21 protein-coding genes are annotated in these 26,119 nt (G+C 46.9%); 3 read left to right on the top strand and 18 right to left on the bottom strand.

The features are described 5' to 3' along the window. Positions 1-46: 46 nt before the first annotated feature. Together alaS and NSQ58_RS08950 are read right to left on the bottom strand one after the other, a co-directional pair. Positions 47-2,680, bottom strand: a complete 2,634-nt coding sequence (gene alaS, locus NSQ58_RS08955; RefSeq protein WP_341057202.1) for an alanine--tRNA ligase — start codon at positions 2,678-2,680, stop codon at positions 47-49. A gap of 351 nt (positions 2,681-3,031) precedes the next feature. Then, a complete protein-coding gene (locus NSQ58_RS08950; RefSeq protein ID WP_023989907.1) occupies positions 3,032-4,099 on the bottom strand; it encodes an AI-2E family transporter in 1,068 nt (355 codons plus the stop codon). Positions 4,100-4,310: 211 nt separating this feature from the next. Here NSQ58_RS08950 and NSQ58_RS08945 point away from each other — a divergent pair, with 211 nt between their 5' ends. Beyond that, a complete protein-coding gene (locus NSQ58_RS08945) occupies positions 4,311-6,284 on the top strand; it encodes a methyl-accepting chemotaxis protein (protein WP_341057201.1) in 1,974 nt (657 codons plus the stop codon). 162 nt (positions 6,285-6,446) lie between these two features. Here NSQ58_RS08945 and NSQ58_RS08940 read toward each other — a convergent pair whose 3' ends face one another. From NSQ58_RS08940 to cymR, 4 genes are all read right to left on the bottom strand, one after another. Continuing rightward, entirely contained in the window at positions 6,447-6,659 is a 213-nt protein-coding gene (locus tag NSQ58_RS08940) for a hypothetical protein (RefSeq protein ID WP_013311529.1), read from the bottom strand. A gap of 10 nt (positions 6,660-6,669) precedes the next feature. Further along, positions 6,670-7,191: a PRC-barrel domain-containing protein gene (locus tag NSQ58_RS08935; RefSeq protein ID WP_013311530.1), complete on the bottom strand. Its 522-nt coding sequence runs from the start codon at positions 7,189-7,191 to the stop codon at positions 6,670-6,672. Between the two features lie 135 nt (positions 7,192-7,326). Continuing rightward, a complete protein-coding gene (locus NSQ58_RS08930) occupies positions 7,327-8,478 on the bottom strand; it encodes a cysteine desulfurase family protein (RefSeq protein WP_028542436.1) in 1,152 nt (383 codons plus the stop codon). Positions 8,479-8,489: 11 nt separating this feature from the next. Continuing rightward, the gene (gene cymR, locus NSQ58_RS08925; protein WP_013311532.1) at positions 8,490-8,909 is read right to left on the bottom strand and encodes a cysteine metabolism transcriptional regulator CymR; all 420 of its coding nucleotides are present in this window, start codon (positions 8,907-8,909) and stop codon (positions 8,490-8,492) included. A gap of 304 nt (positions 8,910-9,213) precedes the next feature. Between cymR and mnmA the strand changes: the two genes are divergently transcribed. Together mnmA and NSQ58_RS08915 are read left to right on the top strand one after the other, a co-directional pair. Continuing rightward, the gene (gene mnmA, locus NSQ58_RS08920; protein WP_023989910.1) at positions 9,214-10,335 is read left to right on the top strand and encodes a tRNA 2-thiouridine(34) synthase MnmA; all 1,122 of its coding nucleotides are present in this window, start codon (positions 9,214-9,216) and stop codon (positions 10,333-10,335) included. Between the two features lie 401 nt (positions 10,336-10,736). Further along, positions 10,737-11,567, top strand: a complete 831-nt coding sequence (locus NSQ58_RS08915) for a PPK2 family polyphosphate kinase (protein ID WP_025723903.1) — start codon at positions 10,737-10,739, stop codon at positions 11,565-11,567. 115 nt (positions 11,568-11,682) lie between these two features. Here the strand turns inward: NSQ58_RS08915 and crcB (NSQ58_RS08910) are convergent, their stop codons facing one another. The 12 genes from crcB (NSQ58_RS08910) to NSQ58_RS08855 all read right to left on the bottom strand — a co-directional run bounded on the left by crcB (NSQ58_RS08910) (position 11,683) and on the right by NSQ58_RS08855 (position 26,082). Further along, the gene (crcB, locus tag NSQ58_RS08910) at positions 11,683-12,039 is read right to left on the bottom strand and encodes a fluoride efflux transporter CrcB (protein WP_069079957.1); all 357 of its coding nucleotides are present in this window, start codon (positions 12,037-12,039) and stop codon (positions 11,683-11,685) included. Then, on the bottom strand, positions 12,036-12,437 hold the full coding sequence (gene crcB / locus NSQ58_RS08905; protein WP_069079956.1) for a fluoride efflux transporter CrcB: 402 nt from the start codon (positions 12,435-12,437) through the stop codon (positions 12,036-12,038). The genes crcB (NSQ58_RS08910) and crcB (NSQ58_RS08905) overlap by 4 nt, the downstream gene beginning before the upstream one ends. A gap of 85 nt (positions 12,438-12,522) precedes the next feature. Next, entirely contained in the window at positions 12,523-13,833 is a 1,311-nt protein-coding gene (locus NSQ58_RS08900; RefSeq protein ID WP_023989915.1) for a replication-associated recombination protein A, read from the bottom strand. 360 nt (positions 13,834-14,193) lie between these two features. Continuing rightward, a complete protein-coding gene (locus tag NSQ58_RS08895; RefSeq protein WP_023989916.1) occupies positions 14,194-16,335 on the bottom strand; it encodes a HelD family protein in 2,142 nt (713 codons plus the stop codon). 238 nt (positions 16,336-16,573) lie between these two features. Next, positions 16,574-18,391, bottom strand: a complete 1,818-nt coding sequence (locus NSQ58_RS08890) for an ABC transporter ATP-binding protein (protein ID WP_068941973.1) — start codon at positions 18,389-18,391, stop codon at positions 16,574-16,576. Positions 18,392-18,488: 97 nt separating this feature from the next. Next, positions 18,489-19,787, bottom strand: a complete 1,299-nt coding sequence (locus NSQ58_RS08885; protein WP_023989918.1) for an NCS2 family permease — start codon at positions 19,785-19,787, stop codon at positions 18,489-18,491. Between the two features lie 174 nt (positions 19,788-19,961). Next, the gene (locus tag NSQ58_RS08880; protein WP_013311554.1) at positions 19,962-20,711 is read right to left on the bottom strand and encodes a tRNA threonylcarbamoyladenosine dehydratase; all 750 of its coding nucleotides are present in this window, start codon (positions 20,709-20,711) and stop codon (positions 19,962-19,964) included. A 142-nt stretch (positions 20,712-20,853) separates the two neighbouring features. Next, positions 20,854-22,632 (bottom strand): aspartate--tRNA ligase, encoded by a 1,779-nt coding sequence (aspS, locus tag NSQ58_RS08875; RefSeq protein WP_068941969.1) that lies wholly within the window; start codon positions 22,630-22,632, stop codon positions 20,854-20,856. Positions 22,633-22,716: 84 nt separating this feature from the next. Beyond that, entirely contained in the window at positions 22,717-23,961 is a 1,245-nt protein-coding gene (gene hisS / locus NSQ58_RS08870; RefSeq protein WP_023989920.1) for a histidine--tRNA ligase, read from the bottom strand. Positions 23,962-24,649: 688 nt separating this feature from the next. Then, a complete protein-coding gene (locus NSQ58_RS08865; RefSeq protein ID WP_028542430.1) occupies positions 24,650-25,120 on the bottom strand; it encodes a hypothetical protein in 471 nt (156 codons plus the stop codon). Between the two features lie 62 nt (positions 25,121-25,182). Beyond that, on the bottom strand, positions 25,183-25,689 hold the full coding sequence (locus NSQ58_RS08860) for a type 1 glutamine amidotransferase domain-containing protein (protein WP_068941967.1): 507 nt from the start codon (positions 25,687-25,689) through the stop codon (positions 25,183-25,185). Between the two features lie 231 nt (positions 25,690-25,920). Beyond that, positions 25,921-26,082, bottom strand: a complete 162-nt coding sequence (locus NSQ58_RS08855; protein WP_023989922.1) for a hypothetical protein — start codon at positions 26,080-26,082, stop codon at positions 25,921-25,923. Between the last annotated feature and the right edge of the window lie 37 nt (positions 26,083-26,119).

Genomic DNA, 26,119 nt, shown 5'->3' with positions numbered 1-26,119 from the left:
TATCTAAGCCCGTTTTTTCCCAAAAATCCGCAAAAATTATCGAACTTTATCCTTGTGAGGCTGCCGACACCAGTTCATGCGCACGTTGAAGTGCTTCGTCCAGCTTGCTGGCATCCTTACCACCGGCTTGCGCCATGTCAGGTCGTCCGCCACCACCGCCACCGCATACGGCAGCAATTTCTTTCACGAGCTTGCCTGCATGAAGTCCAGCCTTGGTATGCTCTGCCGGAACTGCTACGACAAAATTAACTTTGTCGTCCATTGCAGCGCCGAGCACCAGCACAGCAGCCGGAAGTTTCCCTTTCAGTTCATCAGCAATCGCACGCAACGCATCCATGCTGGAAGCCTGCACGCGTGCAGCCAACAGCTGCACCCCGCCTACTTGCACGACCTGATCGGTCAGCTGGCCCGCCTCAATAACGCTCAGCTTGCTTCGCAGCGATTCATTTTCACGACTGAGGTCTTTAATTTGTTGCTGCAAAGATTCGATACGCTTTGGCACCTCAGACAGCTTGGATTTTACAAGCCCAGCTGACACCTTCAACAGCTCTAATTGACCTTCCATATATTCAAAGCCAAAACGTCCGGTCACCGCTTCGATACGACGTACACCTGATCCAATGCCGCTCTCGCTGACAAGCTTGAACAAGCCAATTTGCGAAGTATTGCTGACATGACAGCCACCGCATAGTTCAATGCTGTAATCGCCAACCTTAACGACCCGTACGATATCTCCATACTTTTCACCGAACAGCGCCATTGCTCCGAGAGCCTTGGCTTCATCAATCGGTTTCAATTCAATATTAACGTCCAGTTGGCTCCAGATGGCACGGTTTACACGCAGTTCAATATCCGCCAGCTCTTCTGGTGTAATGCTTCCAAAATGGGAAAAGTCAAAACGCAGACGCCCAGGCTCAACCAAAGAACCCGCCTGATTGACATGGTCACCCAGCACTTCTTTAAGCGCTTTGTGAAGCAAATGTGTAGCCGTATGGTTTTTCTCAATTTCTCCACGTGAAGCTTGATCTACTTCTGCTTTCACCGTATCGCCCACGTTCAACTCACCAGCTTCTACAACAACCTGATGCACATGCTGACCTTGTGGCGCCTTAAACAGTCCTTCGACCTTCGCGGTTACCGTACCTCCACGCAGCAAGCCTTGGTCACTGACTTGTCCTCCGCTTTCGGCATAGAAAGGAGTCACATCCAGCACGACCTGACAAGACTGCCCTTCACTAACACTGTCCACCAGTACATCTTCATATACAATCGCCACAATTTTAGACTCAGTTACGAGGTCATTATATCCAACAAATTCACTTTTAACCGCCAGTCCGGACAAAGCTCCGCCCTGAATCTTCATGCTCGCGCTGTCCTGATGAGCATCACGAGCGCGTTTGCGTTGCTCCTGCATCGCTTCATCAAAGCCTTCACGGTCTACTTTCAAGCCCTGCTCGTCCGCATAATCCTCTGTGAGATCGAATGGGAACCCGTACGTATCATACAGTTTGAAAGCATCTGCTCCGCTAATGACATTGCGACCTTCGGCCTTCGCCTGAGCACTGATATCGGACAAAATTGCCAATCCATCTGTCAGTGTTTCATGGAAGCGTTCCTCTTCCGTTTTGATCACTTTGATGATGAAATCACGCTTGTCCACTACCTCAGGGTAATACACACCCATGACATCCCCAACGGTTTTCACCAGCTCAAACATAAATGGACGGTTCATGCCCAGCATTTTTCCATAGCGCACAGCCCGGCGCAGCAAACGGCGAATCACGTAACCCCGTCCTTCATTAGAAGGCAGCACACCGTCACCAATTGCAAAAGCTACGGTGCGGACATGGTCAGCAATAACCTTAAGAGCCACATCACTGTCCACATTTTCGTTATATTTTACTCCCGCCATCGCCGCTGTTTTTTGGATTAGTGGCTGGAAGATATCCGTATCAAAGTTGGAATCCACATTTTGCAAAATGGATGCAAAACGCTCTAATCCAGCCCCTGTATCAATATTTTTGTTTGGAAGCGGCGTATAGCTACCGTCTTTGTTATGGTTGAATTGTGAGAATACGAGGTTCCACACTTCCAGATAACGCTCATTTTCTCCCCCCGGATACATTTCAGGGTCCGTCATGTCGCTGCCGTAGGCTTCGCCACGATCATAAAAGATTTCCGTACAAGGTCCACAAGGGCCTTCACCGATATCCCAGAAGTTATCTTCCAATTTGATGATACGCTCGGCAGGAAGTCCAACTTTTTCGTTCCACAGCTTGTACGCTTCCTCATCCTCAGGATACACAGTTACAGCCAGACGTTCCGGATCAAAACCAATCCATTTTGGATCCGTCAGAAACTCCCATGCCCATGTAATGACTTCTTCCTTAAAATAGTCACCAATGGAAAAGTTGCCGAGCATTTCGAAAAAGGTGTGATGACGGCGCGTTTTGCCGACATTCTCAATGTCGTTCGTCCGGATACATTTTTGCGAATTGGCAATACGTGGATTTTCTGGCTTCACACGTCCGTCAAAATAAGGCTTAAGCGGTGCCATACCCGCATTAATCCACAGCAGGGAAGGATCTTTATGTGGAACAAGCGGCGCGCTTGGTTCAATCACATGTCCCTTGCTTTCAAAAAACTCCAGCCATTTGGAGCGGATTTCACTAGCTTTCATATAAGTAGCCTCCTAATTATGGTGTCACTGGTTCCTGGCACAGGCCATAAAAAAACAGAAAAACGCCCCTGAACGGATCAGGGACGATTGTATCGCGGTACCACCCTGGTTAACGCCGTCCCCTCTGTACGAAATGCCCATGCGCAAGCTGCACACCAACATTTGCTTAACGGACGATCGATCGCCTTGTTTTCACTGGTAACGGGAGCATCCCGGCGGGTTCAGCCCGCACTTCGAAATGAGCTTTCCCTACTGGATAAACACATTTAAACATACTCAACTCAGTATATCCGTGTCATTTAGCCGTGTCAACGCGATTTCAGACAAGATACATACGGTGTATGGACAAAATCAGATTGTTTTCCGCTTCACGTAATAAGCAAAAAAATGCTGAAGTCCTACCTTTAAGACTGCCATCACGGGAACCGCTAAAATCAAGCCGGTAATTCCCGCAATTTCCCCACCCACTAGCAGAGCGAAAATAATGGCTATCGGATGCAGATGCAACGTTCGTCCCACCACCTGGGGAGAAATGACATTGCTCTCCAACACTTGAATACAGGTGTTAACGACCACGACCAAAAGCACCATTTTTAAGGAGACCGTAGAAGCCATGACTACTGCCGGAGCGGCTCCCAAAAAGGGGCCCAAATACGGAACGATGTTAAAAATTGCAACCACTCCTGCCAGCAACAGCGCATAAGGCATGCCAATGAGCATATATCCGAGATAAGCCATCACTCCAATAATGACGCATACCAGTAATTGTCCCCTGACATAGTTGCCAAGCGCCTGATCAATTTCCTTAAGTACCGTTACAATCGCCTTGCGACGAGAACGCGGGAGGTAAGACACAATCGTCCGCTCGAACACATCAAAATCCTTCAAAATATAAAAAATGAGGAACGGTACAATGAACACATTGAACAGCATATTGATCATCCCGCCGATGTTATCCATAAAGTTAGAAATCCCTGTTGCCATCCGATTCTCTAGTTGGAAAAACCATTGATTCATACCCGTTCGCACCCCTTGGGGCAAAATGCCGCTATCCATATTCGTCATTAATCCTTGTGCATGCATGGTCAGCTCAGGCAGATGCTCATTCAGCTCATCCAGTTGTTCAATGAACATCGGAATCAGGTTCATCAGAATCACAACGAGACTGGCTAAAAACACAGCATAGATGAGCAGCACAGCTACGCTTCGAGGCACCTTGCGACCGCCCAGCATACTGACAACCGGATTAAGTACATAGGAGATGATCATCGCTACCGCAAACGGAGCAATGATTGTTTTCAGAAATTCATACAAATGCAAAAACAAAGGTCGCAGCAGCCAGATAAAATATAGAATGACAAGTCCCAGCAGCGTCCATATTCCGTACCGGAACAGTCTACTTTTCGTTAATTGCTCCATTTCGTGCCCCCTTACTGGACTAGCCTCCTTTAAGTATATGCCTGTACCTCTACTTTAATCCTTCCCGCGAGTCTGGAATGCCCCATAGATTACCATTGTAAAAAAATGATGAAAACGGATGAAAACAATTAACAAAGTCATTCCATCTGACGATATAAGTACAAAGCACTACTTTAAGTTTTCACATTTCTGAAACATCGGGGGTCGTTACATGAACTTAAAAATCAAGCTTATTCTCCTTTTCACTTGCATTGTTATCGTTGCAGCTGGGCCATTGTCGATCATTAGCATGACAAGCGTTAAAAATCAGGCCAATCATGATATCCAAGAGCTTATGAACAGCAAAACCTCCGAAACCGTCAATCAGCTCGACGGATGGATAGGTGGTAATGCCAAAATTATTGAAACATTGGCTGCAGGTCTGGAATCCAGCGATATTTCATCAGATGCCAAAGCCGTATCTCTGAAGGCAGCTTTTCAAAACTATAAAGATCAAAATATTTCCAATATTTACGCAGGCTTTGAAGATGGAGCCTACTGGGATGGATCTGGCTGGTTTGAAGCAGGTTATGATCCTCGCGCTCGACCGTGGTACAAGGATGCCAAAACCAAGGGAGAAATGTATTACTCGTCCCCGTACATTGATGCAAATAGTACGAATTTCACCATTTCTATTGCGAAGCCTATCAAAAATTCGAATGGCTCCGTCACTGGTGTGGTCAGCGAGGATATAATGCTCAACGATATGACAAAAATAATTAAAAGCATAGACTTGAACGGATTGGGCTACGCATTTTTGATTGACCAAAATGGAGCCGTGATCGCGCACCCAGACAACAAGCTGGCTGGCAAAAACCTCAAGGACAATCCCGAGTTGGGTTCATCAACCGCGGCCCTGCTGAGCGCAGCTTCGGGAGAAACAGACTATAGCTATAATGGTAGTGACCGTCAGCTTTATTTTAAAAAGATGCCTAGCACAGGCTGGATTGTAGGGTTGTCCATTTCCAAAGATATTGCTTTTCAGGAGTATTACTCCACTCGTAATATGTTGATTATAACGGTTGCTATCATCTTGGTTGTCGCTATGCTGCTGGCGATCTGGGCGGCAAACAACTTTATTAAGCCGATTCGCAGACTCCAAGCGAATGTCAAACGTATAGCTGAAGGCGATATGACCGCTCGTGTGGATGTTAAAGGTAAAGATGAAATTGCCAGCCTGGGGACAGATTTTAATATCATGTCTGATAATCTCTCTCACCTGTTGCGCAAGGTATCAGATACGGCGGGCGATGTCAGCTCAGCTTCCCATGATATGCATCAGCACGCTAAGGATACTGGAACCATCGCGTCACAAATCTCCAGTGCAGTTCAGGAGCTTGCCCAAGGAGCGAGCGATCAGGCTGAAGCTGTATATTCCGGCTCTGAGAAGCTGACTCACATGACAGGCTCCATCGACCAGATTGGCGAAAGTGTTAAACGGACCCAAACTGCCGTTTTCGAAACAGATTCTGCCGTGCTTGCAGGGTATGAAACAGCAGAACGTCAAGCGAAACTGGCCGCCGAGTCCAGACAAACGACGACTGCGGCAGGAGAAGCCGTAGATTCGCTCGCGCTGAAAACTCAGGATATTGAGCGGCTGGCCGGGGCCATCCACGATATCGCCGCACAAACAAACCTGCTGGCCCTCAATGCATCCATCGAAGCGGCACGGGCCGGAGAACACGGACGAGGTTTTGCCGTCGTCGCGGGAGAAGTGAGAAAGCTGGCTGAGCAAGCGGGCAGTTCCAGTGACAGTATCATGAGTAAGCTGGAAGAAATTAAAATTGCAGGAGTACAAAGCGCGGAGGAAATGAAGAAGGCTCTTGCTGTAACTGTAGAACAGGAGCATGCTGCCATTGCAACGAGACAGGCGTTTGAATCCATTCGTGGGGCTTCTCAGCATATGCTTGCCCAAATTGAGGACGTTACCGCCGCTACAGATCATCTCCGTGTGAATGCTGGACATATTTCCGATGTCATTTCCAGCGTTGTCGCTGTTTCTGAACAAAGTGCAGCATCTACAGAGGAAGTGGCTTCCTCTGTGCAAGAACAAGGTCATGCCATGAACAATATTGCCGACCTTTCTGCCAAACTCGATTCTCATGCAGATCTTTTATTGGAAGAGGTCAAACGCTTTAAATTGTAGAACTAACCATCTTCACAAAAACGGTATACAAAAGAGGGTGCCCCAGCCAATATGGCCGTTCGGGGCACCCTCTTCGTTGTTTTTATCAAGCATTATCCAACCTACTAAGCGTATGTAGATCACACCTCTTAGCAAGCAGCCTGTCCACTTTCGGTGTCAAGCTTAGGAAGAAGCATGAATTTGCGGCAAGTCCTGTTGTGCCATCTCATCTCCAAAGAATAGGTCGTCCAGCGAACTGAGCGTTCCATCCTCTTCCACTTGGTAGACAGACATTTTTTCACCATTCACCTGAAGTTCGATAAAGCATCCCCAGCAATAAAATTGATGGGAGCCGATTTTGCCGATATCTTTGGAATTACAATTCGGACATCTCAATAAACTCACCCTATCCATTAACAGAATATATGGCTTTTTCCAGACGCTGCTCGCTTAACGGGGGAACCATAACAGCATTTTCCCCGATGGACATATCTTCGGTGCAGGGCAGCCATTTCCGCCCCTCTATAATATCCGATACAAAACCATCGCTGATTTCCAAGCCTATTATGTTATTGCCCATTTCCTGGTCAAAATAAACATCCGAGATGTGCCCGAGCATAAGCCCTTCCTCTGTTAGCACGGATAGATCCTTCAGTTTACCGGGTCCAAGCAAGTACGTATGTTGTATATCATGGGCCTCCGTTTTACGGACAGCCTGCTGATTGCGAATCATGATCGCATCCTCACCGTAAGCAACGATGTCATCCCAAGCAACCATTTTCACGTGAGAAGAAAAAAGCCCTTTTCCTTCCAACTCGATCCCTGTGATCCGCCAATCAGCTGTCACCATAAAGTCATGTATTTTACCAATCTGCTTCCCGTCCTCCACATCGAAAACGGCAAGTCCGATCATATCTTGAAGCTTCATATATAGGGTACCTCCTCATTTTGCAATCCGAACGAAGGTGCGGTCCTTTTCCTACATGCCTGTCAGACCTTGCTTCCGTTCATGCAATGAAATGGAAAACCGCCCCTCCCTTCTTATTAAAATGCGGAGAAATCCCTAGTACCTAGTACGCAGCCGCTTCCATATGGTTTCAATTTTCTTGGCCGTGTATTCCATTTCTTCCGTAGTATTACCCAAACCGAAGCTAAACCGAATCGCTGAATGTAAAACATCTTCAGGAAGATCCATCGCCTGCAATACATGCGATAGCTCTAGAGATCCGGAAGTACAGGCTGATCCGCTTGCTGCTGCGATTCCTTCCATGTCAAGGTTCATCAGCATGGTCTCTGTACCAATGGCCGGAAAACTAACATTAAGGACATTAGGTAAAGAATGATCAGGATCACCGTTAATTACAAAATTTTGGCTACCCAGAGTGTCTTCCAACCCTTTAAGCAGTGTCTGGCGAAGAACCGTATCGTGCACCCCACGCTCCTCAATGGAAGCATTAGCTAGAGTTGCGGCTTTAGCCAGACCCGCAATACCGGCGATGTTTTCTGTCCCGGCACGGCGTTTCTTTTCCTGAAGTCCCCCATGCATTAGCGGCTGAATGCGTGTACCTTGGCGGATATATAATGCACCCACCCCTTGTGGTCCGTTAATCTTATGACCCGACACACTCAGTAAGTCAATTGGGAGATTCCGGCAGTCGATGGATATATGACCGTAAGCTTGAACCGCATCTACATGGAATACAATGCCATGTTCTCTCGCAATCTGCCCTACTTCTGAGATCGGCTGAATGACGCCCACCTCATTGTTGGCATACATCATGCTGATCAAAAAAGTGTCCGGACGAATGGCAGCCTCGATATCCGCAGGGTTCACGCGTCCAAAACCGTTGACCGGGACATAAGTCACCTCATACCCCGCTTTTTCCAGCTCATCACAAGCATGAAGCACTGCGTGATGTTCAACCGCGGTTGTAATCATATGCCCGGAAGTACGGCCGTCTGCCGTAGCCGTCCCAAACAGGGCCAGATTATCGCTTTCTGTCCCTCCGCTCGTAAATATAATTTCTTCAGGCTTGCAGCCCAAAGAGGCCGCAACGGCATCCCGAGCAGCGCTGACGGTGCGCTTGGCATCGCGGCCAAAGGCATGAACGCTCGAAGCGTTGCCATATTGGCCGGTCATGATGTCCATCATAGTCTGCGCAACCTCAGGATGCATAGGAGTCGATGCGGCATGATCCAGATAAATTCTGTTCATGTTAATCCACCTCAAATGTAGAACATGTAATTGTCCAATTCATCATGTTCTTGGTATGTGATCAAGTCCTTAAGTGTAGTAGAATCCAACACTTCAGCAATGCTGTCACGAATTCGCAGCCACAGCTGACGTTTTGCCGGATCGTCTTCTTCCGTGAAATCTACCGGAGATATCGGACCTTCCAGTACACGAATGATGTCTCCCGCTGTTACTCCTGCCGGTTCATTCGCCAAAATATAACCGCCGTAAGCACCACGGATACTTTTTACCAAACCTGCATTACGCAAAGGCGCGATGAGCTGTTCCAGATAATGCTCTGACAACTGATTTTTTTCGGCAATACTTTTCAAAGAAGTTGGACCTTCGCCAAACCTGGCTGCAAGTTCCATCATAATGGTCAGGCCATAACGGCCCTTCGTTGATATTTTCAATTGTGCCACCTCACTTATAGTAACAATTCCGTTAAACACGCGGAATAACTGGTGTTGTAAACCTCTCTATTCCGATCCTAACCCTCAGCTTATGTTAACATATTAGGGCAGGTAAAGGGAAACATTACGGTAACAATCTTAAAAAAAGTTGCTTTCGAGCGATTTGGAACAGCTTTAGCCCATTTTATATAGCTTTCTTCCATCGTTCGCCGTGTCGTTTGATCGTCCAAACATCGTATCTTATTATCGTTTATGTTACAATAGGTGGGTTCTACAACAATATTGAAAGAATTGGGTGATGACCATGGCTAAAGCCAATCATGAAACCCGTGTCGTCGTCGGGATGTCCGGTGGCGTCGACTCATCCGTTACCGCGCTGCTGCTGAAGGAGCAGGGCTATGACGTAATCGGCATCTTCATGAAAAACTGGGATGACACGGATGAATTTGGCCGTTGTACGGCTGAGGAGGATGCGGAGGATGTGCGCCGCGTCTGTGAACAGATCGACATTCCTTACTATACCGTCAATTTTGAGAAAGAATACTTCGATAAAGTATTCTCCTATTTTCTTGATGAATATAAAGCTGGACGCACACCCAACCCGGATGTCATGTGTAACCGTGAAATTAAATTCGGCGAGTTTCTAAATAAAGCGCTGGATTTGGGAGCAGATTATGTTGCTACTGGACATTATGCACGGGTTGTGGAAGAAGACGGCCACTTTACTTTGCTGCGAGGTGTGGATAGCAACAAGGATCAGACTTATTTCCTAAATGCATTAAGCCAAACACAGTTGTCCCGAGCGATGTTTCCCATCGGTCATCTGCCGAAACCAGAAGTACGTAAAATTGCGGAAGCTGCGGGACTGTATACGGCCAAGAAGAAAGACAGCACAGGCGTATGCTTTATCGGCGAGCGTAATTTCAAGGAGTTTCTGAGTGGATATCTGCCTGCAAAAGGTGGAGACATGGTGGATATCGCTACTGGTGAAGTCAAAGGACGTCACGATGGTCTGATGTACTATACACTGGGTCAACGACAAGGCTTGGGCATTGGCGGATCGGGTTCAGGCGAACCGTGGTTTGTAGCGGATAAGGATCTGGAGAAGAATATTCTGTATGTGGTACAAGGTGATCGTCACCACAGTCTGTATTCTACCAGCCTGATTGCAACGGACGTGAACTGGATTGAAGGCGCAGATACTCGTCCGACCAGCGAATTCCGTTGCACAGCCAAGTTCCGTTATCGCCAACCTGATCAGCAAGTAACTTTACAATGGCTTGCGGATGGAACCGTGCATGTCATATTCGATGTACATCAAAAGGCCATTACACCTGGACAAGCTGTTGTATTTTACGACGGGGAACGCTGTCTGGGTGGCGGAACCATTGATAAGGTTGAAAAACTTCAGCCTGAAACAGTTTAAATAAAATGACCATTTTGCATTGATATAGCAGGGAATTAAAAAAGTCGTCTCTCCAGATTTGGGAGGCGACTTTTTTAATGAAAGATGTTTTTAGTAATGGCTTGTAAAGAATTGATAATCTGCTCTTTATGATGTCTGTCATGCTGGACAAACATTCCTTGAAAAAATTTTCCATGGTGTATGCACGTCCCTTTTTTAATCCAGTGGTATGCTTCCCATTTAAAATAGGAACCGTCATATTTAAATAAGATCGCTACAATGGACTTCTAACTTCTTCCCTATGTAATCCTTTTCGAATTAACTTGAAAAACCATTAATACATAAGGAACTTTTGATAACATCCTCATTTGGGTATATGATGTAGACAAGATCATACTTCAATTAAAAAGGAGCGTGCCTTTATGTCTGATTCATTAGGAATGCTGACACCGGGTAAAAAAGTTTCTTTGAAAGAATGGGACCCCAAGGATACGAAGAATATCAAAAATAAAGAAGAAATCCGACAGGAAACAGATCAATTGAAGGAACGCTTCACGGAATTACAAAGCAAATTATTTACAGAGAAAAAACAATCCGTTTTGTTTGTATTTCAGGGTATGGATTGCAGCGGCAAAGATGGCGTCATCAAACAGGTATTTTCCAACCTTAACCCTGCGGGGGTGACTGTCCACAGCTTTAAATCACCTACGGCTGAGGAATTGAGTCATGATTTCTTATGGCGTGCTCATAGCGTTACCCCAGGACGTGGATATATTGCAGCATTTAACCGTTCTTATTACGAGGATGTGCTGATTACACGTGTTCACGGACAGATATCCGATAAGCAGGCCAAACGGAATATTAAGCATATCAAGCATTTTGAACAGTTGTTGCTGGATAATGGTGTAAAGGTGGTTAAAATCTTTTTACATATTTCAAAGCAATTTCAGTTAGAAAAGCTGATCGACCGGATTGAAAAGCCTCACAAAAACTGGAAACTCGATCCAAGTGACTTGCAGGAACGAAAATTTTGGAAGCAATATACCCAGTATTATGAGGATGTATTAGAGCTAAGCGCAACCAAACAAGCTCCTTGGTATGTCGTTCCTTCAGACAACCGTTGGTATAGGGATTATACTGTGCTACGGATTGCCGTCCAAACGCTGGAGGAAATGAAGTTGTCTGATCCTGATCCAAGACCTGAACTTGAATCCCTTTTACCTGAATTGTACAAAGAACGAGATAAAAAATAGCTGTATAGGTACAGCACTAAGCTTCCGAAACCTTATCACGGCTGAAAATGCCTTGAGTACGGGATTGGAAGCTTTTTATTGCATTTTTACGTGTTATTTCGAAAATGTATAAAGCTTAACTGACTCTGTACCCGATAGCCGCAGCTACAACTCCTACCACGACAGAGGACAGTACATACGTAGCCATGCGTCGGTATTCTTTACGCTCCATCAGTTGAAGAGATTCATAGCCAAATGTGGAAAAGGTGGTGTAGCCGCCACAAAAACCTGTTCCTAGCAGCATCCAGAGTGCAGGAGACAAATGGTTTTGCGTAAACTCGCCATAGAGCCAGCCTAGCAGCAATGAACCGCTGACGTTAATGATCCACGTCCCCCACGGAAATGCGGTACCAAACCTCTTTCCGGCCCACATGCCAAGCCCGTATCTCGCCAGTGTACCCACGATACCGCCTGCCGCTGCCCACCAGATCATAAGCGTTCCTCCTTGGGAGCAGCCTGCGTCATTTTTGAACCTAGGCGGATACCTGTCCATGTCAAAAACAGCCCTCCGCCTACGCTAAGCAGCAGGTACAACACAGCCGTCAGCATACGATCGTGAACCGTGAGGCGGACAGCATCCACTGCAAAGGTGGAAAAGGTGGTAAAGCCCCCTGTAAAGCCTGTTCCGATGGCAAGTCGCAATCGCGGCTTGATCCGCCATGATCGCAAGGTTACCGTAAAGAACCAACCCAGAAACAGGCAGCCGATCCAATTGATTAGCAGCACACCAAGTGGAAAATCCGCACCCGCCGCAGGCAACAGCGATTGCAGGCCATAACGGGTAGAGGTTCCAAGCGCTCCGCCCGCGGCAACGAATAGCACGTCTTTCATCTTTTTATCCCCTTCTTCGCTCTTGCACGATCATGGTGTAACGTGACGATTTCGTACACACTCTGTATATGAAGTCGCACATATATTAAGACTGTGAATCCCGCCAGCGCTGGTTTTGCCTGATTTTGGACTCATTCCCCTGCTCAGTAGCCTGGTAGAAGGTTTGGTCTGCTATCGAATCGGGCAAATATTGCTGCTTCACATAATGATTCGGATAATTATGTGGATATTGATAGCCAACATGACCGAGCTTTTCCGAGCCTTTGTAGTGTGCGTCACGCAAATGGAGTGGCACCTCGGCCGATTTGATATCGTCCATAGCCGACATGGCCCGTGAAATCGCCGTATATACGGCATTCGATTTGGGGCTTTCCACAGCGAACAAAATGGCCTGTGCAATGTTCAGTTTGGCCTCGGGCCAGCCGTTATTGCGATAGGCTTCAAGCGCACTCACCGCTTGCACCATTGCCTGCGGGTTCGCCAGGCCAATGTCCTCACTGCTCGCCGCGATGAGGCGGCGGATAAAGGTCATCGGGTCCATGCCGAGCTTTTCTACGGCATACAGGAACCAGAACAGCGCGGCGTCGCTAGAGCCGCGAATGCTTTTGTGAAAGGCCGACAGCACGTCATACTGCGTGGATTCATCTGCTTTGACAATCGGGCGGCGAATGGATTCCTCTGCGACTTCCAGTGTCACGTGAATCGTGCCGTCTGCCAGCGGAGGCGTCGTGAGCGCCGCCAGTTCCAGCGCGTTCAAAGCGCGGCGGATATCGCCGTTCGCCATGGACGCAATGTGAGCCAGTGCAGCTTCATCGACCTGAAGCTGCATGTAGCCGAGCCCTTTGTCCGCATCACTCAAGGCGCGGCGCATAGCAGCCAGCGAATGCTCCTGCGTTAGCGCTTCAAGCTGGAACAGCGTAGAACGGCTCATTAAAGCGCCGTTGACGTAGTGAAAGGGATTTTCAGTCGTGGCGCCAATAAACACGATCGTGCCCTTTTCCACCGCAGGCAACAGTGCATCCTGACGTGAACTGTTAAACCGATGTACCTCGTCGAGAAACAAAATAGTTTTTTTGCCATACATCGATTTATTCGTCTGTGCACGGTCAATGACTTCTCTTACGTCTTTCACAGATGCTTCTACAGCATTCAGACGTACAAAATCGCCTTGCGTGTGTTGCGAGATGATATGTGCCAGCGTTGTTTTGCCGCACCCCGGTGGTCCGTACAACAAAATAGAAGAGACCTGATCTGCCTCTATAGCTCTTCGCAGCAGCTTACCCGGACCCACAACATGCTCCTGTCCAATATATTCATCCAGCGAAGTCGGACGCAAGCGATCCGCAAGCAACCGATTGCTTGGCGTTGACTCTTGGGAATATGAAAATAAGTCCATTTCATTCACTTCCTTATGGTTTATGAACGAACACTTTCTCTTTTTCTTCGAAAACCTACTATATTATGTTCGCTCATACGGTTAAAAATCATGAAAATTCAAGTCATCTATAATCCTGATACAGTGTAAACCGCCTCTTATTCTACCATATCCGTTAACAAGTTGCAGATAGCATGGTCACGGCACAGCTGTAGATCTCCAAGTCAGTCGCCCACAAAAAAAGAAAGAACAGCCTTAGACGAAAGATGAATTTCGTGGCTGTTCTTCGACTGACATGACTTCCTAATTTCCATTACTAAGATAAACAGTAAACAAAAAGGAATACAACAACTCAGGCGATGCTTTACAACACTTTTCTGTTTACTCCGTCTGTGCCTGTACGTAACTAGGAAGTGAGCCATCATGCAATAGCCACAGCTCATGCAGCGCACGGGTACATCCTACATACAGCAGCTTGGCATCCCATGCCCGTTCTCCATAATGCTCATGGTCGGCATCCGCCACAATAACTGCATCGAACTCCAGACCTTTGGATAGGTACACAGGCAGTACCGACAATCCGCCTTCATATTGCTTTTTACCACCGTCAATCAAATTCACATCCAACCCCGCGCTTGTGAAAACCTCATGTAGCTCCACAGCCTCTTTTAAGGTACGGGTCAGCACAGAAACAGTACGATACTCCTTGGAGGACAGCTCTTTTAGAGCGGTGAGCAAACTCTGCTCACGCACCGATGAGTCGTAAGACATCGTACGCACCGGATCGCCACTACGAAATACCGGAACTGCCGTAATACCGCCGCGAACTCCCTGCTCCAAAATCGTGTTTGCAAATTCTATAATTTCCAAGGTTGATCTATAGCTCCGCGTAAGTGCAAAATACCCTGTATGTTCGGGCGCAAAAAGAGAACTCATTTCCTCCCACGCATGTACGCCACGATATTCATGAATGCCCTGCGATAAATCGCCCAGTATAGTGAAGGAATGCCCTTTCACGAACAAATCCAGCAATGCGATATGAAAAGGTGAAAAATCCTGCGCTTCATCAATGACCACATGGTCAAAACGTTGAGATGACTCTACCTCATGAATCAGCACGTGAAGATACACTAACGCAGTCAGATCTTCTTCACGGATAATCTGTTTTCGCAGGTCCGACTGTGTGGTCTTAAAAATAGCAGTCGGCAGAGAAGCCTTCATCTCCGCAGCCGTATCTGCGGGTAACCCTTTAGCTGCCTGAAAAAGCTGCTTATAGAGCGTCAGTGCGTCATATTGTGGCCATTTTTTAGCATATGCCTTTTCCCGTGTCCCTGCCTTTTTCTTGCGTTCCTTGAGCGCTGCCGCCGAAGGCGACTTTTTCAGTTCCATTTCAATCCAGCGGTGCACTCTTGCCAGCACACGCTCCTTCCGCTTCGCGAGCGGATAAGGCTTATATTCCTCATTAAACCAATTCAAAATCTCAGCTTGTGGCAGCACCGCTCCATCCCATGGTGAAAAATCCCCCTCGGGCACGGAGATGGGCTCCAGTCGTTCAACAAAAGCTTGAAGCAACTCCATAAAGTGAACCGAGCCCTTGAATCTTCCCGGCGCCTCATCCATGGATTCCTTTCTCAGACTGCCACTCTCAAACCAATAAGATAATGTTTCGGCAGGATCAGCCAAAGGTAAATCCAAACCCAATAAGTCCAGTGCCCAGTCTGCAAATGTACTTTGCTGAATATTCCCGACCCCCAGCTCTGGAAGTACATCTGAAATATAGTCAAGGAACATATGGTTTGGTGCGAAAATTACCATTTTGTCCGCTGATACCTGATCCTTGTATTGATACAGCAAAAATGCGAGACGATGCAGCGCTACCGTCGTCTTGCCACTACCCGCTACCCCCTGAATAACGAGGGCTGTATTTTTGGCCGCGCGGATGATCTGATCCTGCTCCGCCTGAATGGTAGACACGATATCCCGTAAACGGTTATCCTTGTTTTCTCCCAAACGATAAACGAGAAACTCATCAGAAACGGCAGGCTCGTCGCTTTCACGATTATATGTATCGGCTACCCGTTCCAGGATTTTTTTCCGAATGACAACATTACGCTTCAGATAGACCAAGCCCTCAATGGTTCCCTCAGGAGCTTCGTAAGACGCGGTTTCTTCACCACCTGTAAACGAATAAAACAAGCTGGCAATCGGTGCACGCCAATCAATCACCAGCGGATACGCTGACGTTTCTTCACGCTCCACTCCAATTTTACCGATATAAAGTGGCTTCCGCTGCCCTCTGCCACGCTCGTCAAAATCCATACGACCAAAATAAGGCTCCTGTGAGCTTTTGGCCAAAGCCTGACGTTTTTCCTCCCGTGCCGATTCCAGCACTTGCTCCGTAAAATCATGCCCGGTGTACACCGGCGTATTGCGAAGCCGTTCCAATCTCCGATCAATTTCCTCCATAGCAAGCGACAGCCTATGCTGTTCTTCTTGATAGGCACTTTGAAACTCATTCTCCATTTCAGTTACCTCCTAAGAATATCAAGTCTCGATTTCTGCATCGCATTCACTTGCTCCGACACAAAAAAAGGAAAGTAAGCGTAACACATTTAACCATAAAAATCCAACCTTATTTCCTAATACGCCTTTTTCCCTATTCTTTTACAAAAGTATGAAGCTTTGCGGCACCAGTGGAGCGTGTGATTTGAATCCGAAGAAGCGGAGCGATCGGAGGATCAAATCACACGCGAAGCGGCCTCTAATACTCCATACTTCTTTCCCCCATCTCCACAAACTGCTTTTGAGCCAGCTCACGGTACACCTGATGGGACTCTAATAACTCAGCATGAGTTCCTGCACCGGTCACCTTGCCCTTGTCCAACACGATAATCTGATCGGAGTGAACCACTGTAGACAAACGATGAGCAATGACAATCGTCGTGCGTCCCTCCATCAAGTTCGCTAGGGCCTTCTGTACCTCATGCTCAGATGAGCTGTCCAGACTAGATGTAGCCTCATCCAGCATGAGAATGTCAGGGCTACGAAGAAGCGCACGCGCAATAGCGATCCGTTGACGCTGCCCTCCAGACAGCTTCATTCCCCGTTCTCCCACCTCAGTGTTGTAGCCTTGAGGTAGATCCATAATAAATGTATCCGCATACGCCATCGTGGCTGCTCGTCTCACTTCTTCCAAGTCAGCTTCGCGCCCCAAGCCATATGTAATGTTATCTCTGACCGTTCCGGTCATCATTGAGCTTTCCTGCGATACATAACCAATTTTGGAGCGCCAGGAGGAAAGTGTATATGACGATATCGGTTCGTCTCCATAACGAATTTCCCCTGTATCCGGCACATAAAAGCGTTCCAACAATGAAAACAAGGTGGACTTCCCACTTCCACTCGGTCCCACGAATGCTGTCGTCCGGTTAGCCGGGATGACCAAGTTCGCATTATGAAGGACCTCTTCACCTTCAGTATAGGAAAAGGCAACATCACGAAGTATAATATCTCTGCTCTCTTTTGCCGCTTCCTGCTTCAACTCGAGCGGTTCCTCTTCATGATCTAAAATCGTCTGAATCCGTTCAGTAGCCCCAACCACCTTTTGTAGTCGTGAATACAGGGTCGTGAATTGTGCCATCGGTGTGATCACCTGAAACAGCAGCAAAATAAAAGCCACCAAATCCCCAGCGGTCAGCACACCCGATGCGACACGAACACCACCAACACCCAATATAATGACCAGCACTGCAGTCAACAAGAAGGTAGAAATGGGACCTACAAGGGCTAGGATGCGTGACTCTTGCAAACCGAAGCGGAACATCCGGTAAATACGATCCTCACCGGCCTGAGCCTCTCTGCTTTCGGTTCCGTAGGCCTTCACCAGTCTGATTTCGCCGATAACCTGACTCAACACTGAGGTCAGATCTGCCATCTCATCCTGCTGTTTTTTGGAGATACGGTACATTTTTCTGCCTACAGGAAATAAAATTAGGGCTGTTAGCGGAACAATAGCCATAATAATGAGCGTCATCACCCAATCCAGATAAAATAACAATGCAATACCACCAATAATTGCAATCACATTAGAAATCAGATTGACTAGATACTCCGTAATTAAGTTCATAATCAGGCTTGTATCATTGGTGACGCGACTCATCGTATCTCCTGACCGATTTCGATCAAAGTAAGGGATAGGTAGAGATAAGATTTTATGCCATAAGCGTTTGCGCAAATTAGCCACAATCTTATGCCCAGCATAGTTCAACATATAGATAGAAACCGCCGAAGCCACCGCTTGAAGCACAAAAGCGCCAAGCAGACCAACAATGACCATACGGTTTAATGAAGAAAAGGTCAAGCCATCAATCAACCCTTTGGTCATCATGGGTACGATTAAACCAGCAGTGGTCTGAATCAGCGTCAGAATCAGGGCGATGATCAGAATGGCCTTGGGCGGATGCGCACTCGCAATCAATTTGATAAACCGCCCCATGCCAGCCTTATCGGGTCTTTTACCCGGCTTTTCCTTCATCCGGCCCTCCTGCTCATCTCGGTGTATATGATGTTCTTTTTCCATATACCATCAACCTCGCTTCCTGTCTGACCATTCTTGTTCAAACAACAACACCCGCGCTCTGCGCGGGTATGAACAGTACAATCTATCTTCGAGTTTACTACACCAGAGAATGAAGCACAAAGTTAGCCACAAATAGTACAGAAATGATATATAATGCGACAGGCACTTCCTTGCCCCGTCCTGCTGCCAGCTTGGCTACGGGGTATGCAATAAAACCAAATGCCATACCGTCTACAATACTGTAAGTAAAGGGCATCATTACCATGATCAGAAATGCAGGAAACGCTTCAGTAAAATCACTGAAATCCATCTCTCGCACATTTTGCACCATTAGACCCCCAATGATGATCAACACGGGCGCAATGGCACTGTCAGGAATATAAGCCAACAGTGGAATAAAGAAAAACGTCGCCCCGAATAAAATAGCAGTTACCAGCGGTGTCATTCCCGAGCGTCCCCCCGCTGCAATACCAGCCGTCGATTCCGCAGCGGCTACCGCCGGACTGCTGCCCAAAATACCGGCAAAGATATTGGTTACAGCCAACACACGCAAGCTGTTTTTAAATAAATCTGGTCTTCCGATCATGTTGGTTTGTGCAGTAATCATACCAATATTCTCGAATAGTACAATGAGTAGGAGCAAAAAGACAGCGATCCAAAAAGCTACCGAGACAATGCCTGAAAAGGAAAGCTCTCCAAACAATTGCCCATACTGTCGCACCGTTTCAGAGGTTCGTACCGTGCTTGTAGGCTCTACAGCTCCCAGTATATAAGCAAGCCCAGTTCCCGCCAAAATGCTAATTAGTAAACCTCCCTGAACGTTACGCACAAACAATACAATAGCGAGCAGCAACGTTACACAAGCCGTAATTACCTTGGGATCATTAAAATGGCCAATAGCCACAAAAGTCGTCTGATGAGCAATCACGATGCCGCTTTTTTGCAATCCGATAAAGGTTAAAAACAAACCAATGCCTACCGTAATTCCGTGCTGCAAATTATGGGGAATCGCTTGGCTAATCAGCTTGTACAATGATGTAAAGGCCACAATGGCGAATAAGATCCCTGTGATGGCAACCACCATCAACGCTTCCTGCCAACTCAGCTTCATAGAATGTACGAGCGTATAAGTGAAAAAGGCATTAATCCCCATACCTGGTACAACGACCATTGGAGATTTCCCACCAAAAGCCATAAGCAGGCAGCCAATCATTGATGTCAGCAGTGTCCCGAGCATCGCCCCTTGGAGAGGAATCCCGGCATCTGCCAAAATAGTTGCATTAACCATAACAATGTATACAACGGAAAAATAAGAAATGGCCCCAGCGGCTAATTCCTTTTTCCAATGATGCTCGGGCTTGAAACCGAGACTTCTGGACCACAGTCCATCCTTCATACCAAAACCCTCCAGCAAGTTGTTCAATCTGTTTGCAGTAAGCTGCGCTTTTTCAAAACAAAAAAGAGCTGTAGCAACTGTGACACAAAGGATGTGATGCACAGAACTACAGGTCTTAAAGTGAATACATACTGATGTAAATCTACGAATGCACTGCCATGCTATTTTTGCAACTTACACACCAGCATGTTCTAACAAATCCTTCACGGCTACACTAACCATGATCAGTCCTGCTACCGGAGGTACAAATGCATTGCTTGCAGGCGGCTGCTTCGCCTTCCGGATTTCAGGTGCGTTTGCAGGTACAATTTTTTTTGTAATTTCTTCACGTGGCTTCATTGGTTCTTCATCGGAGAATACAACCTTGACGCCTTTGGTAATACCTTCCTTGCGCAACTTGGTGCGGATGACACGGGCAATCGGGTCCATTCTCGTCTGGGAAATATCTGCAACTTGAAAACGACTCGGATCCATTTTGTTCGCAGCCCCCATACTGGAGATCATCGGAATCCCCCGTTTCAGGCATTCCTTAATCAAATGAATTTTGTAAATAATCGTATCCGAAGCATCCAGCACATAATCCAGTTCGTACTTGAACAGCTCCTCATATGTTTCTTCCGTATAAAACATGTTCAGTGCAATCGCTTCACATTCAGGATTAATCAGCTTCACACGCTCTACCATCAGATCAGCCTTTTTTTGGCCTACCGTCGTTGTCAACGCATGTATCTGGCGATTAATATTGGTGATATCTACAACATCTTTATCAATCAAAATGATACGTCCAACACCCGTGCGCGCCAGCGCTTCCACTGCAATCGAACCGACACCGCCGATACCCAGCACGGCCACCGTGCTATTTTTCATAACCTCTAGACCTTCAGTTCCGATGGCCAATTCCGTTCGTGAAAATTGATGCAACAATATGGTATATCCTCCCTCACTGATTTAAACTCTATGCCTGAACTCCAGCATACAAACCACGAACCCATTATCCATATGAGGGTAACGGGTTCATGGCATTCTATAAGCTATCTCATGCCAATGGATGGCACTTGCAAACGTCTTAAGCTTTAGGAGCAACAGGCTTCGGAGCAATACGGATATGAAGCTGTTCCAATTGAGCTTGATCTACTTCGGCTGGTGCATCCATAAGCAGGTCTGTCGCACTAGCTGTTTTCGGGAATGCAATCGTTTCACGCAGGTTTGTACGACCTGCAAGCAACATCACGAGGCGGTCAAAACCGAAGGCAATACCACCATGTGGAGGCGTACCATATTCGAACGCATCCAACAGATAGCCGAATTTATCAGTAACTTCTTCCGGCGCCAGGTTGAGAGCTTTGAACATTTTCTCCTGAACATCACGTTTGTAAATCCGCATCGAGCCGCCGCCCACTTCGTAGCCGTTCAGTACGATGTCATAGGCTTGAGCACGAACTTGACCTGGATCGGTATCCAAGAGGCCAAGGTCTTCGTCCTTCGGACGGGTGAACGGATGGTGTTCCGCCACATAACGTTTTTGTTCTTCGTCATAGCCGAGAAGCGGGAAGTCTACAACCCAGGCAAATTTGAATTTGTTATCGTCGATCAGTCCCAAATGACGGCCAATTTTCAGACGAAGTGCGCCCAATACATCAGCAACTACCTTTTTATTATCCGCAGAGAAGAGTAACAGATCGCCTTCTTCGGCTCCTGTGCGCTCCTTCAAAGCTTCGATTTCTTCCGGTGTGAAGAATTTAACGATAGGCCCCTTGAATTCGCCTTCCTTCACTTGAATCCAAGCCAAGCCTTTAGCTCCATAGCGTGCAGCGTAAGGACCCAGGTCATCAATCTCCTTACGACTCCAAGTGCCACATCCTTTGGCATTGAGGACTTTTACTTCGCCACCCTTTTCAATTACGGAAGCGAATACTTTTACACCACTAGTTGCCACGATATCATTGACTTTAATCAACTCAAGGCCAAAACGCAGGTCCGGCTTGTCCGAGCCGTATTTGTCCATCGCATCAGCATGTGTAATCCGTTGGAACGGTGTTTCCAGTTCTACCCCAACGGTTTCTTTGAACAATTTCACCATAAGACGCTCCATCATTGGCAGCAAGTCATCCTGTTGCATGAAGGAGGTCTCGATGTCGACCTGCGTAAATTCAGGCTGACGGTCAGCACGCAAATCTTCATCACGGAAACAACGTGCAATTTGGTAGTAGCGCTCCAGGCCACTCACCATCAGCAATTGCTTGTACAGTTGTGGCGATTGCGGCAAGGCGAAAAACTCACCTTCATGCACCCGGCTAGGTACCAGATAATCACGTGCGCCCTCTGGGGAGCTTTTCGTCAAAATTGGTGTTTCCACCTCGACGAACTCTTCTCCGTCCAGGAAGTCACGGAATATTTTTGCTGCTTTGGAGCGCAGTTTCAACGTCTGGTACATTTCCGGACGACGCAGGTCCAAATAACGGTATTTCAAACGCAGAGACTCGTCCACTTCTACACCATTTTCAATGAAGAACGGAGGTGTTTTGGACGCATTCAATACTTCAATTTCAGTGACACGCACTTCAATTTCACCTGTTGGCAGGTTCGGGTTAATCGTTTCTGCATCACGCTTAACAATAGTACCGGTAACCTCAAGCACGTATTCACTACGAACACGATCCGCAATTTGCAGTGCGTCACCGGAATATGCCGGATTAAACACAATTTGTACAATTCCGCTACGGTCGCGCAGGTCAATAAAAAGTACGCCCCCCAAATCACGACGGGTTTGTACCCAACCGTTCAATGTAACTGTTTCTCCGATATGCGCATGAGTCAATGCGCCGCATTCATGACTCCTTTTCATAATACACACTCCTGTTTATGTTTAGTAGTTAATGCTATATGACAACCAGAGGAAGCTCCACCGATTGATGTTACACCATTTTCTTTAGCCTAATTCTTCCACCAGCTGATCCAGTTTAACGGTACGCTGCTCGCCAGTTTCCATGTTTTTCAGTGCGATTTCACCTTGAACCAGCTCATCCTCACCCAGAATCGCAGTATACCTTGCTTTAAAGCGATCGGCTGATTTCATCTGCGCCTTCATTTTACGTCCCAGATAATCTCGCTCCGCGGAAAATCCGGCTTGACGCAACTTGAATAGTTGTTTGGTCACTTCTGTTTCTGCTGCTTCTCCCAATGCTACCATATAGATATCTAACGGCTTGGCTTCGTTCAGTTTGACACCTTGATGTTCCAGGATCAGCTGAATTCGCTCCAGTCCAATGCCAAAACCAATGCCCGGCTGATCCGGTCCGCCCAAATCTCCAACCAATCCGTTGTAGCGGCCGCCTCCACCGATCGTATCTATGGCACCAATTCCTTCAGCTTTGAATTCGAACGCTGTCAACGTATAATAATCCAGCCCCCGTACCAAACGCGGGTTAACTGTATATTCCACGCCCATGGCATCCAAATTTTGCTTCACTTTCTCAAAGTGTGTGCGAGATTCCTCGTCCAAGCTATCCAAAATCGAAGGTGCACCTCCAAATTTGTCCTGGTCATCTTTGCTATCCAGCACTCGCAGCGGATTACGCTCAATGCGTGCTTGGCTCTCCTTGGTCAACGTATCCTTAATTGGCATCAAGAAGTCCACCAGATGCTGACGATAAGCTGCCCGGCTGGCTGCATTACCGACGGAGTTAATCTCCACCTGTACTCCTTTCAAGCCCAGCTCACGGCAGAATTGATACCCGAAAGCAATAACTTCTGCATCCAACGCCGGATCGACCGCACCAAATGCTTCAATTCCAAATTGGTGAAACTGACGCTGACGCCCAGCCTGTGGACGCTCATACCGGAACATCGGGCCGATATAATACAGCTTAGTTACATCCGGCTCCCCGTATAGTTTGTTCTCCACATAGGAGCGGACAACCCCTGCTGTTCCTTCCGGACGCAAAGTCATGCTGCGCTTCCCTTTATCCTCAAAAGTATACATTTCTTTTTCCACCACATCCGTCGTTTCACCCACACCTCGAACGAACAAATTCGTTTGTTCGAACATTGGCGTACGAATCTCTCGGTAATTAAAGCGGCGGCTAATCTCACGGGCTTTTTCCTCGACAACTTGCCACTTTTCTACACTGCCCGGCAGCAAATCCTGTGTTCCTGTCGGTTTTTGAAAGGCCATTAACGTATCCCCCCATCGTTGTATTTCGTATTGTGCACTTTCTTCTTGCTCCACTTTCAATATAAAACAAAAAATCCCTCGTCCTGTTAACATTAACAGGGACGAGGGATTGTCGTTTACAATCACCCGTGGTACCACCCACATTCCGGAGTTTGCCCAGACAACCAGCATAAGAATCACTCATTGCCCGTCAGCATTATGCTGACTCCGCTCATACGTATAACGCCCGTAACGCGCAGTACGGCTATTATGCAGGACCATCCACTGTAGGCACAGTTGCAATGCACTTTCAGTAGGGTTTCCTCAATTGTTCGCCGCCTGTTCTCGGGGAGGTCATTCATCCGCTCATCAAGGGAATTTTTACAGCCTGGAAATTCCTCTCTGCGCTTGTGGGTTCGGAGTACTTGGTCCCGTCATCAAATCATTTTTCATTATTTTATGATTTTAATGAACCGCTTCGACAAAGTCAAGACATTCTCCCTATAATCGGAAAAATAAGGCTTATAAAAAGAAAATAACCTGCGGAAACGGTCCGCAGGTTCAAAAAGATATATCAAAAGGGGGTCATGCTGTTATTATAAACAACGAATATTAAGGAATGATGTTTTGAATATTACAATTGTATTACAGTCACTCTTTTGCGGCTAAATCCCTCAAGTATCGACAATCTTGTGGCGCGCTCTCAGCTTTAATCCAACTGCGATACATATCCACGATTGGAACGTAGCTTATAAATGACCTCATCATAATCGGCGTCATTCACCTTTGCTGATAATACATACCGCAATTCATCTTGATCACCGTTAATATACACATCTGTCGCACGGAGCAACCCTCCATCATGATTCGTTGTTCCGTTCCGATCTTCATCCAGATCCCTTTGGGCTGAGCCAGAGTTAATCTGGTCATCCTTCGCATCTGGTAGAATATTCTCGCCATAAGCACCCGCCGCAGGGATTGCCGCACCCGCAGAGCCTCCTGTGCTCACAGAGCCTGTATTGTTATAGGGGACCAGCGGAATTAAAACTCTCGTCTCCCGGCCGAGCGTATCACCCAAAGCACCTACTTCCAAATGTTCGGTTCTATAAGCTTGAAGCGAAGCTCTGGCACCCTCAGCTTCATCTTCTGTGCGAAAATAAGCCTGAATCTGTTTTGCCATATCAAATCCTCCTCGTTTGGGAATTGTACTGGCATTAATCTAAAGAAATATTCGCGTTCAGCTTACAATACTTTTAATAACTCACGCACAAAGGCAAGCTCATCCTTAGGGGTCCGAGACGTAATAAAGTTACCATCCACAACCGCCTCTCGATCCTCAAAATGAGCACCCGCATTAATCAAGTCATCTTTCAATGGAGGATAAGCTGTAATCGTCCGGCCTTGTAACAAATCAGCACTCGCCAAAATTTGTGGTCCGTGACAGATAGCGCCTATCGTTTTTTTGGACTCATTAATTTCAGTCACAAATTTCAGAACATTTGCATCTAGTCGTAGATTTTCCGGGGAGGATCCGCCGGGAATAACAACTGCATCATAGTCACTTGATTTCACATCTGCAATGGCTTTTTCAATAGTGTAGCTTGCTTTACCTTGCTTACCGCTCACTTTTTCACCTTGCTTCAGCCCAACAATATCTGCCTCATGTCCAGCCTTTTTTAATTCATCATAAGGTACCTTCATTTCGGAATCTTCAAATTGGTCAGCCAATAAAAATGCAATTTTACTCATTAATGTTCAGATCTCCTTTCCGGTTATCCTCAAAACAAGTTTAAAATTAAGTTTGTTTGTCTATCACGCTTTGTTATTACCCGCTTGATCAGTTTTTATAACAATTCGCAGCGGTGGAAAAGAAAAAGGAGCCTTTCGGCTCCTGCACTAATTCAATGCTACATATTTTGTTTTTGACCTCTTTGTGCTGCTTTCGGGTAGAACCTCATTAACGCTCCATTTAACCCGATGTTACCTGCGCGGCAAAGCACCGCGTCCCGGCTTGTCGATGGCTGTTGCAACATGCTGCAATAACGTATCAGCATTACGAGTAAGGCTGATTGCCTCCTGCATACTACCGGGAAAAAGCAGCACAGTGCTTCGATGCCCGTCCATTTTTGGGGTTTGACGCATAGCTTCGTCTCTCCTGTCACCCTTAGGCTATCCGCCT

It is taken from the genome of Paenibacillus sp. FSL M7-0134 (assembly GCF_038007865.1).
Taxonomy (GTDB): domain Bacteria; phylum Bacillota; class Bacilli; order Paenibacillales; family Paenibacillaceae; genus Paenibacillus; species Paenibacillus polymyxa_B.
The sequence above is the reverse complement of the archived record's forward strand: the minus strand, read 5'-3'. Positions and strand labels throughout refer to the sequence as shown.

Excerpts from the sequence above, each read along its gene's own strand:
- alaS (WP_341057202.1), bottom strand. The coding sequence starts at position 2,680 with ATGAAAGCTAGTGAAATCCGCTCCAAATGGCTGGAGTTTTTTGAAAGC.
- NSQ58_RS08950 (WP_023989907.1), bottom strand. The coding sequence starts at position 4,099 with ATGGAGCAATTAACGAAAAGTAGACTGTTCCGGTACGGAATATGGACG.
- NSQ58_RS08945 (WP_341057201.1), top strand. The coding sequence starts at position 4,311 with ATGAACTTAAAAATCAAGCTTATTCTCCTTTTCACTTGCATTGTTATC.
- NSQ58_RS08935 (WP_013311530.1), bottom strand. The coding sequence starts at position 7,191 with ATGAAGCTTCAAGATATGATCGGACTTGCCGTTTTCGATGTGGAGGAC.
- NSQ58_RS08930 (WP_028542436.1), bottom strand. The coding sequence starts at position 8,478 with ATGAACAGAATTTATCTGGATCATGCCGCATCGACTCCTATGCATCCT.
- mnmA (WP_023989910.1), top strand. The coding sequence starts at position 9,214 with ATGGCTAAAGCCAATCATGAAACCCGTGTCGTCGTCGGGATGTCCGGT.
- NSQ58_RS08915 (WP_025723903.1), top strand. The coding sequence starts at position 10,737 with ATGTCTGATTCATTAGGAATGCTGACACCGGGTAAAAAAGTTTCTTTG.
- crcB (WP_069079957.1), bottom strand. The coding sequence starts at position 12,039 with ATGATCTGGTGGGCAGCGGCAGGCGGTATCGTGGGTACACTGGCGAGA.
- crcB (WP_069079956.1), bottom strand. The coding sequence starts at position 12,437 with ATGAAAGACGTGCTATTCGTTGCCGCGGGCGGAGCGCTTGGAACCTCT.
- NSQ58_RS08900 (WP_023989915.1), bottom strand. The coding sequence starts at position 13,833 with ATGGACTTATTTTCATATTCCCAAGAGTCAACGCCAAGCAATCGGTTG.
- NSQ58_RS08895 (WP_023989916.1), bottom strand. The coding sequence starts at position 16,335 with ATGGAGAATGAGTTTCAAAGTGCCTATCAAGAAGAACAGCATAGGCTG.
- NSQ58_RS08890 (WP_068941973.1), bottom strand. The coding sequence starts at position 18,391 with ATGGAAAAAGAACATCATATACACCGAGATGAGCAGGAGGGCCGGATG.
- NSQ58_RS08885 (WP_023989918.1), bottom strand. The coding sequence starts at position 19,787 with ATGAAGGATGGACTGTGGTCCAGAAGTCTCGGTTTCAAGCCCGAGCAT.
- aspS (WP_068941969.1), bottom strand. The coding sequence starts at position 22,632 with ATGAAAAGGAGTCATGAATGCGGCGCATTGACTCATGCGCATATCGGA.
- hisS (WP_023989920.1), bottom strand. The coding sequence starts at position 23,961 with ATGGCCTTTCAAAAACCGACAGGAACACAGGATTTGCTGCCGGGCAGT.
- NSQ58_RS08865 (WP_028542430.1), bottom strand. The coding sequence starts at position 25,120 with ATGGCAAAACAGATTCAGGCTTATTTTCGCACAGAAGATGAAGCTGAG.
- NSQ58_RS08860 (WP_068941967.1), bottom strand. The coding sequence starts at position 25,689 with ATGAGTAAAATTGCATTTTTATTGGCTGACCAATTTGAAGATTCCGAA.
- NSQ58_RS08855 (WP_023989922.1), bottom strand. The coding sequence starts at position 26,082 with ATGCGTCAAACCCCAAAAATGGACGGGCATCGAAGCACTGTGCTGCTT.